The sequence below is a fragment of the Bacillus marasmi genome, assembly GCF_902168435.1.
Taxonomy (GTDB): domain Bacteria; phylum Bacillota; class Bacilli; order Bacillales; family Cytobacillaceae; genus Bacillus_BU; species Bacillus_BU marasmi.
Map to the genome: position 1 here is coordinate 14,935 of NZ_LR656185.1, position 15,862 is coordinate 30,796.

Annotated in this window: 14 protein-coding genes; 3 read left to right on the forward strand and 11 right to left on the reverse strand. The window is 32.6% G+C overall.

Annotated features, from left to right (window positions below):
- Positions 1 to 1,683, reverse strand: a complete 1,683-nt coding sequence (locus FXW34_RS20775; protein ID WP_147535952.1) for a tyrosine-type recombinase/integrase — start codon at positions 1,681 to 1,683, stop codon at positions 1 to 3.
- Positions 1,684 to 2,258: 575 nt separating this feature from the next.
- Here FXW34_RS20775 and FXW34_RS20780 point away from each other — a divergent pair.
- Together FXW34_RS20780 and FXW34_RS20785 are read left to right on the forward strand one after the other, a co-directional pair.
- A complete protein-coding gene (locus FXW34_RS20780) occupies positions 2,259 to 2,492 on the forward strand; it encodes a helix-turn-helix domain-containing protein (protein WP_147535953.1) in 234 nt (77 codons plus the stop codon).
- A gap of 41 nt (positions 2,493 to 2,533) precedes the next feature.
- Positions 2,534 to 3,775 carry a tyrosine-type recombinase/integrase gene (locus FXW34_RS20785; protein ID WP_147535954.1) on the forward strand — a complete coding sequence of 414 codons (1,242 nt, stop codon included), beginning with the start codon at positions 2,534 to 2,536 and terminating at the stop codon, positions 3,773 to 3,775.
- A gap of 60 nt (positions 3,776 to 3,835) precedes the next feature.
- Here the strand turns inward: FXW34_RS20785 and FXW34_RS20790 are convergent, their stop codons facing one another.
- Positions 3,836 to 4,582 carry a restriction endonuclease gene (locus FXW34_RS20790; protein ID WP_147535955.1) on the reverse strand — a complete coding sequence of 249 codons (747 nt, stop codon included), beginning with the start codon at positions 4,580 to 4,582 and terminating at the stop codon, positions 3,836 to 3,838.
- 145 nt (positions 4,583 to 4,727) lie between these two features.
- Between FXW34_RS20790 and FXW34_RS20795 the strand changes: the two genes are divergently transcribed.
- On the forward strand, positions 4,728 to 5,768 hold the full coding sequence (locus FXW34_RS20795) for a site-2 protease family protein (RefSeq protein WP_147535956.1): 1,041 nt from the start codon (positions 4,728 to 4,730) through the stop codon (positions 5,766 to 5,768).
- Between the two features lie 257 nt (positions 5,769 to 6,025).
- Here the strand turns inward: FXW34_RS20795 and FXW34_RS20800 are convergent, their stop codons facing one another.
- From FXW34_RS20800 to FXW34_RS20840, 9 genes are all read right to left on the reverse strand, one after another.
- Entirely contained in the window at positions 6,026 to 7,126 is a 1,101-nt protein-coding gene (locus FXW34_RS20800; protein ID WP_147535957.1) for a hypothetical protein, read from the reverse strand.
- A 28-nt stretch (positions 7,127 to 7,154) separates the two neighbouring features.
- The gene (locus FXW34_RS20805; RefSeq protein ID WP_222705339.1) at positions 7,155 to 8,573 is read right to left on the reverse strand and encodes a hypothetical protein; all 1,419 of its coding nucleotides are present in this window, start codon (positions 8,571 to 8,573) and stop codon (positions 7,155 to 7,157) included.
- An 853-nt stretch (positions 8,574 to 9,426) separates the two neighbouring features.
- Positions 9,427 to 9,630: a hypothetical protein gene (locus FXW34_RS20810; protein ID WP_147535958.1), complete on the reverse strand. Its 204-nt coding sequence runs from the start codon at positions 9,628 to 9,630 to the stop codon at positions 9,427 to 9,429.
- Positions 9,631 to 10,393: 763 nt separating this feature from the next.
- Entirely contained in the window at positions 10,394 to 10,810 is a 417-nt protein-coding gene (locus FXW34_RS20815) for a DUF3139 domain-containing protein (RefSeq protein ID WP_147535959.1), read from the reverse strand.
- A gap of 319 nt (positions 10,811 to 11,129) precedes the next feature.
- On the reverse strand, positions 11,130 to 11,678 hold the full coding sequence (locus tag FXW34_RS20820) for a GNAT family N-acetyltransferase (protein ID WP_147535960.1): 549 nt from the start codon (positions 11,676 to 11,678) through the stop codon (positions 11,130 to 11,132).
- Between the two features lie 232 nt (positions 11,679 to 11,910).
- Positions 11,911 to 12,474, reverse strand: a complete 564-nt coding sequence (locus FXW34_RS20825) for an undecaprenyl-diphosphatase (protein ID WP_147535961.1) — start codon at positions 12,472 to 12,474, stop codon at positions 11,911 to 11,913.
- Positions 12,475 to 12,767: 293 nt separating this feature from the next.
- Positions 12,768 to 13,208 (reverse strand): hypothetical protein, encoded by a 441-nt coding sequence (locus FXW34_RS20830; RefSeq protein WP_147535962.1) that lies wholly within the window; start codon positions 13,206 to 13,208, stop codon positions 12,768 to 12,770.
- Between the two features lie 139 nt (positions 13,209 to 13,347).
- Positions 13,348 to 15,141, reverse strand: coding sequence for an ATP-dependent nuclease (locus FXW34_RS20835; RefSeq protein ID WP_147535963.1), 1,794 nt, complete (start codon positions 15,139 to 15,141; stop codon positions 13,348 to 13,350).
- Positions 15,142 to 15,518: 377 nt separating this feature from the next.
- Complete coding sequence (locus FXW34_RS20840) at positions 15,519 to 15,851, reverse strand: TIGR04104 family putative zinc finger protein (protein ID WP_342780883.1); 333 nt, start codon at positions 15,849 to 15,851, stop codon at positions 15,519 to 15,521.
- Positions 15,852 to 15,862 lie beyond the last annotated feature (11 nt).

The following is a 15,862-nucleotide window of genomic DNA, read 5'->3' on the forward strand; positions in this document are numbered from 1 at the left end:
TTAATTCACCTCCCACGGAAACGAAATCTGTTTTGCTTTATCTTCAACTTCCCCGTCCGATCGATGGATATAGAGGGAAGTTGTGGCTAGATCGTCGTGTCGAGCCAAACGTTTAAGTGTTTTAGGTGTTACGTCCTTCTCAGTTAAACGCGTGATATAAACGTGGCGTAACTGATGGGGGCCACTCGCCTCTTTCCATTCTGCTATCAAGGTGAATATTCGATACTTTAAAGACAATAAGGCTCTTAGTTGTTTATCCTTCATACCAAACACTAACCCGTCCACTTGTTTTTCCATCTCCTGTAAGTGATTCATAAGGGGTGAAGGTATTGGTAATGAGTGTACCTTTCCTCCCTTGGCTGTAAACTTTACATCCTTAATGCTCCAATTGATGTTTTCCCATCGTAATTTTGCTAGTTCACATGAGCGAAATCCAAGATAGAGCATAAAGCCGAATGCTAGTTTATCTAGTTGTGGCGTATCAGAATATTGTTCTACGGCGGTAAAGAACGCTTCTATTTCCTTATCCGTTGGCATGTAACGAGATTGATAATCATCACCTTCAATATTCCGTATGCCTCTAGTGATATCGTTTTTAATAAACCCCATATGATAGAGGGTTCTAAAAAATGTTTTGATATTTTTAAAATGTTTCATAGAACCATTTTCTGCAAACCGGCCACTTTGTACTCCTTTGATGAGAAAGGTTTTATATGTCTTTAGGTGTTCTTGTGTAAACAATGTAATGGGTACTTTATCAATTGGATAGGAACTAAAGACATTTAAAACATTGCAGGACCAACGTAAGTACCGATGCAGTTCATATCGAAACTTATTTAAGCGGTCTGGTTTCGTTCCTTGCCTCATTTTATAAGTCAGAAAGGATTGCACGCCCGGTGGTAATGCCACCTCTTTCCGTTCTTTGGGTGTATACGTTAAAGACGATTCTGTAAAGGGATTCATCTGTTTATAAAACAAAGCAAAGTTTTGATAATAAAACTGGCTCGTGATTACCTCGTCATATAGTTCCTGATTTAGAAAGTCTTCTCGCACAAGATCGAATGGTTTTTTTCGTGTTGCCTTACTGACTAATGACTCAAATTCGGTAAATCGTAAAATGAGCAAAAACACTGATTTATAATTGAGCAGTTTCGACCGCTTTACTAAAAACTGTCGAATCGGTTTGGCCTCTAGCTTACTGATCATATTGTCAATGAACCACTGCTTTAATCCTTCCTCTCCTAAAGGAATCATGTTCTTTTGATGAGAGGTATTAAATAAGCTTTCCATAATGGAGATCAACTCTTCCTTTGAAAATTTATCTCCATTATGAGCAAGCATATTAGATTTTATACCGAGTTCCTGCGAACTTTTAGTCAGATAACTCCCGGACCATGCACTTTTGTTCTCTATTCCAGTTCCAAAAATATACTTGTTCAACAGCTCTTCAACACTGCTTATTCCATCAAATTCAGAAATTGTCTCTATTTCTTCTTGGATTGATTGCATCTCTTCCTTATCGCAGCCATTCCATTCAAGAATTTCATATTGAGAAGAGGCATTCACTTTTTCAGAACAAATTAAATCTTTTTGCGAAAACAGTTCATCTTTGCTGTTCATTTGATTAGATTCATCGAAATGAGAATCGAATAAGGATAACTGAATAGAATCTTGGTTTTGCATAAAGAAATTCCCTTTCTTGATTTTTTTTCAAAAATCACTTTTTCTACTTGTATAGAACAAAAAAAGCACTGCCCTTATATCTATAGAAGACACACGTATTGTGTACTTCTATAGATATAGAGACAGTGCTTCTGCTCTAGATCTATTAAAATGAAAAAATAGATTTATTCGATTTTTAAATGAATTAATTTTTTAAACATAAATAACTTATTGCTATTAACTAAACATTACTATAACCCACATTTTCCTGTCAAACACGAAGGATTAATAAGATAGAATTGTTGTTAAAAAATGTGGTCATCTAAATTTCTTATCTTTTCTAGTTTTTTTCGATCGCGAATTTCTGCTTGACAATTCAACATATTACAATATATATTTTGTAACATAATCAAAATTCAATAAAAAATACAGTCATAGTTGGGTAAACCCCACAGATTTGGACAGGAAGGACCTGCCAATCCAAGACTAAAAGATTATTTGTATAAAACTTATAATCTTTATTCTATGGATGCAGTCTGTCTTTCTTTCCATATCTGTGGGGTTTTTCTTTTTTGATTTAACTGGAGGTAACAATTATGAAAAATTCAAAAAAACACACTACTTGGGAGTCACTCCCTTGCGTTTTGACAGCACAACACATTTCTGAGTTTTTAGGGATTTCCCGAAGAAGAGTTTATGAGTTATTTCAAGTTCAAGTGAGTCATGGAGGAATTCCTTCATTTCAGATTGGGACCTCCAAAAGAGTTGATAAAAATGATTTTGAACTATGGATTAAAGAGTTAAAAGCAAAGGACAACAATTTAAACTAATTATTCCTAAAAATTTTAATCCATTCAGGAGGTTATTTAACTTGAAAGGTCATTATAAGAAGAGAGGTTGCACTTGCCCTATTGATAACTGTACCTGTGGTAAGACCTGGAGTTACACCATTGACATTGGACGGAATCCTAAGAACGGAAGAAGGAAACAGGCAACAAGGGGAAGATTTAAAACTAAGGAAGAAGCTCAGTTAGCTGCAGCAGCTCTACTTAACGAAATAAAACAAGGTTCTTATATTAAAGAATCGAATATTCTATTTAAGGATTTTGCTCAAGAGTGGCTCAAAACATACAGTGAAAGAACTGGGTGCAAACCTGGAACGATTCGTCTTAGACAATATAGCATTAATAAGCTTTTACCCTACTTTGCTCACCTAAAACTGAAGGTTATTACAGATGATATGTATCAAGCAGCATTAAATGATTTAAAACAACAGGGTCTTTCCAAAAGTACAATGGAAGGTTTCCACGTGACTGGAAAGATGATTTTCAAATTTGCACTCAGCAAACGAATGCTTAAAGTTAATCCGACTGAATTTGCTTATATCCCAAAAGACAATAAGGCCATTATTGAGTCTGAAGAAGATGAATGCACAGTTGAAGATGAACTTCCAAAATACTTTGAAAAAGAGGAACTCGCACAATTTCTAGATATCGTTAATGAAAAAGGGCTTTATATGGATGAACCTATCTTTATTACGTTAGCTTATACAGGGATGCGTGTAGGTGAGTTGGTGGTACTCAAGTGGAAAGATATTGATTTTAATCAACGAACAATTAGTATTACTAAAACGTACAACAATGATAAAAACAACACAAAAGACTATTTGTTAGTTGCTCCTAAAACAATTTCATCAAAACGTAAAATCTTTGTAGATGAAATTGTGATTGAAGCACTTAGAAAACACAAATTACAACAAGAGAAATTCATTAAACTATTTGGCAAATCATATTATGACAAAGGTTTTATATTTGCAAACTTTAACCGTCATCCCGGGTATCCAATTTTAACAAAACTTGTTCGAACTAGGATGACCAGGCTATTAAAATTCTTAGAGTTTCAGTCAAAAAAATATAATCCTCACGCTCTTCGCCACACACATACTTCCCTGCTTGCCGAAGCTGGAGTTGATATTGAAGAGATTATGGAGCGATTAGGCCATAGTGATGAAAAAACAACAAGAAAAATTTATCTTCATGTGACAAAAGTAATGAAAACAGAGGCTTCTGATAAATTCGGAAAATTAATGCGTGGAGTAATTAAAAAATTATGAGAGCAAATATATTTTGCTCTCATTCTTTTCTCGCACAAATGGTTGTGTAGTCGTTCATTATTATAGTAAACCTTCTTCAGTCTTTGCATTGAAATTTCGCTCCTCAATGCTAACGCCAATATTACTATTGGAGGTCGCCTCTTGCAAAAGACTCAATAAACTATTGCCATTTATCAATTCGATTTTTTTATCTTTTGAATATTCAATAGCTGTTTTGGTGAATTCACCAGTGGTAACAAAGAAGCCCTTTTTCGCTTTCATATCAATTAATGCACTATGGAATTTTTGGATTTCAGGGCGGGTTACTTTTTTCGAATTATATCGCTTACATTCAACAAGTAATGTGTCGGATTCCTTTTTTAATATGATATCTTTTCCACCATCGCCGGTTTTGGACGTAAGTATCGCTTTGTATCCCATCATTTCATACAACCCTTTTACAAACTTTTCAAATTCAAAAGGATCCATCTTTTTAAGTTGATCTAGCTGATTCTGCGCTTTTATTCTTTCAATTTGCCCCAATCGATTAAGTTCTTCCATATTTTTTAAATGGACCTTTTTTCGGGCTAACTCTTGCTTCTCCCTTACCCTTGATAAGTAATATAAGAAAAATAAAAAAGCACAAAAAAGAATGGTATACCCCCACTCTACGAGATTTAAGCCCCGAAAAAAGGACAGAAATCTCCAGATTGCCTGATTTAATGATACTATTAGTCCAACCAAAATAATCGAAAGGGTCGCAATTAAAATTAATACTCCTTCTATTCTAAATCTCCTGTTAAACCTATTACCTCTTTTTCTTCCCATTATTTAACCGCCACCCGTCAATGAAAAAATTCACCTTAATAGGATGCCCTAAACAACGCTTACCTTAACAATTTTTTCCTTATTGTAGTTCATAAGTACCTTAGCTCGGACATATATTTAATATGGTTAAATTGGAGGTGATTAGATGTACTTTCTGATGGTTGCTGTGATTTCTTTAGCTTCAATTGGAATGGTAATCAGTGCTGTTATATTAATGATAAAAGTAGTAATAGGCAGAAATTACAAAGCAAACGATATAGATAAAGTATTACAGCTTTCTCTTTATGGGATATTTTTAGGGGCATTAGCAAGTTACCTTTTGAATTCTCCACCCCTAACATTTGTGGAGTTCATATTAATTTTAAAACTAATTTTTACACTTTTTTTAGTTGTGACTCTCCATGAAATGGGGCACTACCTAGCAGCACGATTATTTAATGTCTCAGTATCTACCTTTTCTGTTGGAGTCGGTCCTAAACTATTAAGCTTTAAATTTTTAGATACTAATTTTCAATTTAATACTATTCCAATAATGGGATATGTAAAATCAGATTCATCAAAGGAACAAGAACTTCCTCTTATTAAACAATGTATTTTTTATTTAGCTGGAATATTTATTAATATTGTCTGCTTTTTTATTGGCATGACCGTTTTCTTTATCCAACAAGGTCAATCCATATATGATTCCTTTGTTATTGTTTATAATAAGTTTGTTTCTTTAATACCGATGTTTTACTCATTCATTGCCAATCTGAAGTTTTCGGATATCATCACTCCAGAGCATGATTTAGAAAATACCATTGGCGTATATATCTCTATAGCAAACATTGCTCAAGAATTTTGGCTAGGTTTTGCCGTTTTAAGCATTATGGTTGCATTATTTAATATGATTCCTATTCCAGTATTGGATGGCGGACGTGTTATCTTAGCAATTCTTGGATCCCTATTCGCTCTTATTGGGATACCTAAAAAATACATTAACGTAAGCTTCACTTGGTTATTTATCCTTGGAGTAATCATTTTGTATAGCCCAGCGATAATTAACAACCTTTGGGCTACTAGTATCGACGTAGGAATGACATTACCTGAATATTTGTTATGGATGGGGATCATTCTAACAGGGATTATTAATATCCAAATCTACTTAGAAAATAGAAGGAATAATAACACAACCCCTGTTGAATAAACAGGGGTAAGTTTAAATATTAAAAAATAGTGCCCTATTGTTGAAGATAATTTTCTATTGCAGAGTATCGTTGTACTACGCATCAAACCACTTCATATTTGGGTTACTTCCATCATTATGTAGATGAAATATTATCGACAATATATTGAGTAGAGCATATCAATAAGCTTCATAATTATTCCGCTGCCTCCATTAGAGTTTCACACTCTAATGGAGGCACAAATGTTCGCTTTTTTGCTGGATCTCAACATTAATGTTTAACAGAGTCTAAAATAAAGAGCCTCGCAAACTATATCAAGAATTTTATCATCAAACTCATTCTTCGAGATATTCATTGATGATAAGAACTTCTTGTTCTTTTTAAATGACTTCCACAAAATTTTTTTATCCTTATCATCTAATTTAATTTTATATAAAAGATTTGATAATGCGATTATCAAATCTTTATGTGAGGAACATAAACCTTCATTAGCTTTTCCGTTACCTTCAGAAATAAATTTGCTGAAGTCTTCTTCATTATATTTTGATTGCAAACCTAATATCGGATTTACAAGCAATTGTGTTGATGCTGACATCAAATTCACATAAGCTCCTAATTCATACTGCTGAGCTTCGGTCATTTGAGTATAATCCACTCCAAATGATTCTATCTTTTCAATCGCATCGTTGAGTTTAACACTTTCGTCCTTTATACGAGATATGCGTTCATTAAGCTCGACAATTGCAAGTTCATATGATTTTTTATCTCGCTTACTTATCAATGTAAAAATGTTTTCAAGTCGATTCTGATCGCTTTTAGTCTTCCAAAAAAGAAGTCCACTACCCAAAAGTGCAATGCCTGCAATTGCCCAACCAACAGGTCCAGCAAGTGCTAAGAAAGCATTTCCGGCTGCCATACCGCCACCACCTGCGGCAAGTGCTCCACCACCTAACCACGCTAATGCAGCATTAGTGGCTGCAGCACCACTCAAAGTGGATATAGCCGTACCTGTTGATGCAAGACCGAAAGTTGTAGCTATTCCCATTGCTGCAGTAGGACCAAGGGCGACTACTGCAACACCTGCGCCAACACCTGTTACACCTTTTCCAGCATTCTTGGCGACAGCATTTTTATAATCTGACTGGATTGTTTCAACCTGTTGTTTCCAATTCAAACGAACTTCTTTTAGTTTTTTATATTCCAAATGTTTCTGACTTGGCACGTTTCTAATTTTATCAAATAGCTCCTGAATATCGTTTAATGCAGTATAAAGATTGCTAGTATATTTTCCAAGCTCCTCTATTTTATCATTTGTCCTTTTGATGGTAGATTCAGCTTGTTCTTGAGCAATCTGTAAATTTGATCTCTTCTTACTCACGTTTTACTTCCTCCCCCAAAATAAGAATCTATTTCCATCTTTTTTTTAATATTTCATTAATTGGCACATTTCTCTTTTTAGCTAACATAACAGATTTTTCAAAAGCGTGTATATACATATCACTATTCTTGAAATCAGTTATAAAGTTCAAAAGACTTTTATCTTCATATAATTCCGATAATAGTTCAAGTCCCTCAATATAATTATCTACAACTAATTTTTCTTTTCTCGCAAAGATTATTTCTCTTTCTGCTTTTTGTATGCCAATTTCACGCTTAACTTCACCATATAAGGAAATAGTAAGTCGTCCAACCCCTACGATGTTAAGACGCAAGAAAAACTCAGTCGGATTAAAAGATCCTGCACCTGTTACAAAACCACGAACAGTAGCATCACCTATATCTATAAGGCAAAACGTCCCATGTGCTACAGTCAACATTCTTTTAACAGTTGGATTTGAAAAAGGCTTACACTTTTTCCACATAAGTGAAAACGAACGAGTTTCTTTATCGGTTTCAGCAAAATATTTTATAAGTCTTCTGATAGCAAAAACAAGTCGAACTAACATCTCGTTTATAAAAACTGGAATGGCTTGAGTCGACTGGAATCGAGCATCATATCCTTCTTTATATATATTTATAGCTAGCTCGTTTATTGAGTTATCAAACTGTGACACAGGAATATTCAAAGACCTTTTTAATGCAATAATATCATTTGTCCATATCCATAAAGGAGAAGGAATCCCCATTCCACGGCCCTTGCTACCTGATGAGCCTGACATATCAGATATTAAATGACCAAACCAATTAGCAAATGCACAGAACAATTTGCTTGGTATGTTGTTTCCTCTTAACTCGAATTTCCCATCTGCATCAGCTAAAGATATAAGTTCACCACCGGAAATAAAATGCGAAGAATTAGTAAACTGGTCTAATATTGAAAAAAACAAACCAAGCAAACTAGGATTATGTGCGAGTGATTTAAAATGATGATTTGTCGGAGTTAAATCAAAAACAAAACTTGCAGCGTCACCAACTCCACGCTGGTCATATGGAATCTTAAACTTTTTTTCAAGAAAACGGATTGCTGAAGACAAAGAGTTCTCTCCTTTATCTTCCCATCCGCACAATTTAGCAAAATCAGTTGTTCGATTAGCAAACCATTTATCAGTAATATCTCCGAGAGGTGATTCTCCAGGTTTACCAACCAAGAAAATATCAATGATGCCACACAATGCACCTGAACTCGCAGCTAATATATAGTCCAATTTATCACAATTAGGCTTTAAGCATTGAATTGACTCTATTGTTTCATCTAAATTATGTATTTCTAATTCTGCTTGATTTAGTGCTGCGACAATAGACGATGTGAAGTCATATTCACCATCCACAAGGCTCATCTCAAGCAACAATTTTGTATTTTGCTTTTCTCTAAGTATCTCACCCACCTATGAACACCTCATTATCACTTGTTTTTGTTCTTCCTAAGATAGTGATATGTAATTTTAACCTCTGCATCCAACCGGAATACATCGTTAGAATTAATTTTCTTCTCACCATAAATAGTGACTGATTCTACTTCACCCCCATCGGTTAGCCAACCAACCAGTAATCATAATCCATATTTACCGTAAATGTTTGTATATCCAGCGTCTTCAAAAGATTTTACTACATCTTCATAGTTTATCCATCTTGCCTCCTTAAATGGACTCCATTACTGCGTGATGTTTAATCCCTTCACGTACAGTAATTTCTCTCATCGAAAGGCCATTTACCAACATAAGCAGTCCTCTCTGCTGAACTTCAGTTAAATGTCAAAGGAGGATTGTAGGTTTTCTAATAAATACTTTAATAAAGCCGTATCATCAATATAATAATACATTTGCGGTACTACAAATCCCGGAATATCCCTTCCTAATATTTCCAATGGCATGTGTTTGGCAAGGTTCTATGAATAATTTGGTTGCCGTTTTATACTTGTCAAACACAAACTAACAATATTACCGGATTCCAGATGTCCAGAGTGTATATGGCAACACATAAAATGTTTGGTGAGTTTACATTCGTTTTAAATGCTAGCAAAAATATTCAATGTCGTTCATAAAATGCCCGATAATTGAATAACGTTCTGCTTCTATTATAAAAAATTAATATACTTAAATTTTTTTACACAAGCTCTTTTCTTAAAATAAACACGCCCTTATGGAATATGAAATATATAGTCAGTCCCAAATTTACTCCCAGTTCTTATTTCCTAATGTCCTCGTTACCATACAGAATACAAAGTAAATTTCAAAAACTTTACTTGAGTTTACCAATACGTGTATGTCTTTTATCAGCAGCACTTAGTATAAATATGGTGGCAACACCCCAAACACTTGCTTGAATAGTTGCAGCCCATTTACCTAATGACAAAAAATATAACACTATTGGACTAAATAATGTTAAAGAAAAGCCTATTGAAAATGCCAATTTTTCAGGTAATGCTTTAATTTTATTTAACATTTTTTCACCTTTTCCTAGATTTTACTTATCATTTCCTTCTGAAACATTCCTGCTTTATAACCCAAAAACAATCATTACAAATTTCTGTATTTTTTACAATTTTTTACACTAAAATCTGGAACAAAAACGAAAAAAGAGCACTATTCTCGCAAGAAAAGCACCCGATTGTTTAATAACAAGTGCCGTTTATTTGATAAAATTTTCTACTTATTTCTACAAAACGAATAAATTAAAACTTTGTATGACTAAAGATATAAACATAAAAGATAACACAAAACAGAAGATTGAAAACAATTTCTTTTTAAGAAGTAAATGTTCTATCCCCATTAGGAACCAAAATCCTGCAATAACTATTTGTCCAAGCCCATTATAAAAATAATTAACACTATTATCTTTAAAGGTATATACACTAATAATTATATAAACAATTAGAAGCATTAAATAAATTACTAAAAAAGGTTTAATCCTATCTTTAAATATTTCACGTCCAATTTTTTTCATAAGTGATCTCATAATTTTCACCTCACTTGCGATTTGTCCTAATATTACCATTTATTAGTAGTTTCATCTTTAAAAATTTATCTATTTTTTTTCCTTTTCACAATTAACCTGGCCAGTAATTGATTAACAAATAAGAAAATGGACTGCTATAATTCACAGTCCATTTTCTTGCGTTTTTGCGCCCGATTGTCTTAATGTTAGGATTCGGATATATGTAAATCGTTTATTTTATTTTTAAAGGTCCCTATTATGGCCTTTAACATCACTCTCTATTATCTAATGAATTCACACAATCCTTTTCAAGGTGTTTTGATTTATTCCTTTTATCATAATAATCAACGGGCTCTACCCCCGTAGCACCATTCCAGTCCCTCTCACAAAACTGTTTCACTTTTTTACTTTTTTTCAATATCCCATAGTAATAATTCATTTCAGGCTCATCTTGGAATCTAACCAGATAATGACCATGATAAAAATCCTTATTTATCAAGTTTTTTGGATCTACATAATGTGCTTCAAGTATTTCGTCATTCGAATATCCATTGTTCTTTAAATATTTCGGAACATATCTGTTTGCAATAAATTTATCAATAGGATTTCCATAGTTCAACCAATAAAATCCTCCAATAGGTATAAAGACTAGAACACAAATCAAAATTCCATTGATCCATTTGGTCATCAACCTCCCTCCTTTTAGTGTAATTTTACACTATTTTTCATTCAAATAACCACTTATTTATATTTTTGTATTAAAGCTCTTTGTAATTTAATAGTAATATCCATCGAATTTTGTATCTTGTATATGAGCAATGCATATATTATACAAGTAAGATTGTTTCTTTTTTCCTTGGCTATCATGTGTTAGTAAAAAGCGTCTCTATACGACAATGAAAAGGGTCCAAACTTTAAATTAGCGCCGATCCTTTTTACAATAGGGAATCTCCATAAAATAAATAAGACGCATTTCTTAGCGAAAAGCGCCATTTAGCTGAAGAAACTCAATCAATTTTATTCCATTCTTCCGCCAAAACCCCATATACAACATGGTCTACATAGTGGTCATATAACCACTCAGCATGTCTAATACACCCTTCATTTACATAGTTCAATCTCTCAGGAATACTTCTACTTTTCTTGTTGCCAACAGCGGCCCTAATTTCAACTTTATGTAAACCCAATCCAACAAAAGCATAATCAGTTAATGCTTTTGCCACCAAGGTCATTATCCCATTTCCTTGAAATTCTTCACCAAGCCAATAACCAATATATGCGGTCTTATTTGACCAATTAATGCTATTGTAGCCTGCAACTCCAACAATTTCTCCTTTAAATAAAATAACCGAATTTAAGCTCTTATTTTCATCAAATCCTTTTAAACACCCTTTGATAAACCCAGTGGTATCTTCGGGTTTTGTAGTAATGTCTAACCAAGGCAACCATACCCTTAAATGAGCCCTAGACTTATCTGTTAATTCAAATACCCTTTCGCTATCCTTTAATTCTATTAATTTTAAGGATAAGTCGTCGTTTATTTTATGTATGAACAATCTGACCCCTCCAATCTGTTTATTCCGTATCTTAACACACGAGTTTGAGGCTTTCAGTAATCAAAGTTACTCCACAATCTTGCCCAAAACGTAAAAGGACGCTTATCCTGGATATGGATAAGCGCCCTGATTGTTGAATAACGTTATTAAAATAACTGCCCTATCTGAAAATGCGGTGTGTAAAAAATCCGCAAAAATGGAAAGATGTTTCATCATTGATAACAATCATTTATTATACTTTCCCTCGGAAAATGGGCTTTTCAATTAAAAGTTCTGTAATTTTCAACTTAAATAAAATGTAATGAGTAAATAATGCAACCATCAATCCATTTAATATTCCAGCAACTACATCTAATGGATAGTGCACACCTACCCAAATTCTTGAAAATGCTATTCCAAATGCAAGCCACACCCATAAATGCTTAAATCGAAGTGAAGATAACCACAGTGTAAAAGCTATCACAATTGCCGAAGTAGCATGGTCACTTGGAAAGGATGAGTTTGCAGCATGCTCCACAAGTTGGTTCACGGCATGGGATACAAAAGGTCGCTCCCGAAAAATGAATAATTCAATCAATCTATTTATTGAATAGGCCAAAGTAAAGGAAACCATAACTTGAAAAGCTATAACACGAAAATTACTTTTATTTAAAAGCCATAGAATCAATATTAAAAATACAAAAACATATTGAACATATTCCGCAAACAAAATCATAATGTTATCAAAAAATGGAGACTGAAGTACTTGACCGTTAATAACATTGAACCAATTGTAATCTACTTCTGTAAAACTCATTAATATTCCCCTTTAACACTTACTTTTCATAACACCAATAAATATTAACAAAAAATACCATGCTTTCCTAGCTATTTTATAAAGATGTAAATTAAAACGCACCAGAATTTGAAAAAAAGACTAGTTCCATTGCTCATAAAAAAATCGCCTTTCTTTAAGGAGGGCACTCTTAAATAAAATAGACGCATTTCTTAGCGAAACGCGCCCGGTTTGTTATGTAACAAATGTTTATTAAATTTATAATTTCAGTAGTAATCTATATTTAGTTTAATTCTCCCATGTTGTAAATGATATCACCACTCTCTAATACATCTTGCACACAAAAATAGACCGGCAAAAGGAATTAACGGCATCATAGTATCCCTTCTGCAATTTGAACACTCGCCAAATTTCACTACATTAAATTTAATTTTACCACTGTCAATTGGCATAACTAGTGAGGCGTGACCTTCCAAAAGGAGTATTGGAGCAATATAAGAAGCTATAGCTGTTTTTGTAATATTATTCATTAGCCATTCCCCAAGACTATCTTTTGGAGGATTTGTTCTTGAAGTCCCGATTGTAACTGTTCGTCCTTTAAAGGTATCAAGTAGCTTCATATATTGTTCGTTACTTAATTTAACAGGTGTACTAGATTTCCCCAAAAAAATCTCCCTATCTCCATTTGAAATATATTTATATTTAAATGGTTTCTTTTTCATGATCGTTTTCATGTCATGCATAATTTCAAACATTAACAAACTCTCCTCATCAACTTTGACATCCTTAACTAACTTCTTCAACAGGGTAAGAAAATCCTTCAACTACTAAATGGCCACAAAACGATAAATAAACGCTTATCCTTGCTATGGATAAGCGCCCAATTACGGAAAATCAATTGAGAAGAGTAATGGATTTGATTTTATCAATCTCCAAAAATTTAATTAATTTTTTGGGAATTAAATCTTCGTCAAAAGTCTCAATTCTATTTAATGTCTCCCAAATCCCGAAGCTGTCTTTATCATTTTTATTATATCCAATCACATTCTCTAATTTCGGTAAATTAAAATGAATTTGGTCAGGTTTAGACTCCTTTATTAACCTCCAATTAGTTGTAATCATTGCTTTTTTTGTCTTAACACTTAATTCTTCACCTTTAATGTCATATGCTTTGATATTGCTAATTTCATTTTTGTAAAAATTGCTACTTTTATATTCATCTTCAGTTTCAAAATCTAGTTTACTGATGAAATCCTCAGTAAAATCAAAATCATTAATTACAAAAAAATCTAGGCCTAAATGCTTACACAAATTTATAAGTACTAGTGCAGTTATCTTACCGTGATGTGGAATTATTGCGATATTATTAAAGTTAAGATACGTATCAGCAAATTTAGGATCACTTGTTATTTCTAGCACTTTTTTTCTAATAACTTCCTTGTATACCAACATGTCATTTGGACCTTCAACAAGTAACACTTTTCTACTAAAAATTATCTTATTTAAATTAGGTTCGATAATCTTAATGTAATTATTATAGTCTCTAACTTTATCTACTAACTCATTATCTTCAATCTCTGAAACTGTAACTTTTGATGAAAAATCTAATCCAGCCTTATTATATTTCACTTCGGTTTGCTTCTTATTTTCATCAAATTCTAATCTAATCAATCCTTTTGTGTCGAAAATATCAATCATCTTATCTGAATGTGTAGTATAAATAACTTGATGATTATTTTCTGCTAATCCACATAATACAACTTTATAAAAATACTCTTGATGATTTTCATGTAAAAAACTTTCAGGCTCTTCAAATAAAAAAAGACATTTATCTTCAGCATTAGTTTCTGCGATTGCTTGTATAACAGCCATTACAAACATTGATATGTACCCGTCACCCAAATGTTCGATTGGTATTAAATTGTCAGTATTACCATTCAATCCAATTTTGAATATCATTTCTAAAAAAATTTCTTCATAGTCTGGCAAACTAAACTCAATATTACAATTATTATTTCTAAGATTTTTTGAATAATTTGATTGAATTCGTTTAATAAATGCATTTAATTTGGAATTTGTAAGGATATCTTCAGTAGATTGCTTTATTTCATCTTTAAAAGTACTTTTTTTCTTTAGCATATCTTTATCTGAATCAACAGTACTTTTAATATGCTTTGCGAGGAATGAGGTGAGATTCCCCCAACTGGTTTTTTTAGTAGAAATCTCTTTTTTTATCTCATGAAAATTTATATAGAATATCTTATAGTATTTTGAAGCTCCAAATGCATTCCAATTTTTATCCTGTTTCTCCGGATCTTTGAAAGATTCGATTTTTGCGCTTTCTATCTCTGTTCCATCTAAATCAATATTTAGAAAATGATACCCTGTTAAATTAGCATATTTACCATCAACTTTTAATTCTTCACTGCTTTCTATACCTGTAATAATTTTTGGCACATTATTAAAATTTCTATTATGGAAATCATCTCTAGTAAAAGTGTTCTTACTGATGTATCTCTCAGTAATACCATATAATATAGCGTTTAATAAGTTAGTTTTTCCTGCATTATTATAACCAACAATTGCTATAGGTTTTTTATAATCGTCTTTTGGAAATACAATATTTTTTCTTTCTCCAAACGAACGATAATTTTCAATTGATATTCCTTTTATTCTAATACTACTCATACAAGGACCTCCATAAAATCTAGGATAATTATTAACTAAATCCTTTAAGTAAAAAATGTAGTGCAACAAAAGAATTCATTCATTTGAAAATAATGGTATTATTATAACATAATTTTACGGACATCCTTTATTCTAGACTCAAGTTTTAAAAGTACGACGATTAGAAGGTAATCTTAATAGTGATAATAACAAATTCATTAAACAATCTTGCCCAAACATGAAATAAGCGCGTTCATCTTTTTGATAAATGCGCCCGATTGTTGAAAATTAATACTAGAAAATTGTTATCTACAGTATATTAGTCCTTTCTTTCACAAACGCACTCGTTCGTGTTGATACGAGGTTTTGAAAGGAAACTTTTTGGTGCAGCCTCTTTTTTACCATAAAGGTTCATCTTTATCAGTTAATTTCAGAAATAATGGCATAATTAATAGAGATAAAAAAAACAAGGGAATATCCAATAGAAATATAGAAATAAGGGATAAATCAAATAATACTGTAATTGGTATAGTGATAAGGGGAAATAAAATTACTAAAGATGTAGTATTTCTCGAAGATGCACTTTGATATTGAATTTTCCCACAATGACTACATTTCATACTTTTGCGAAACGTCAATAATTTCTTTATAGAACTAAACCAAGACCATTTTGTTCCACAGTTTTGACAAATCGGCACAACAAATTCCTCCCATCCTTTTTCGCCATCCACAAATACATATT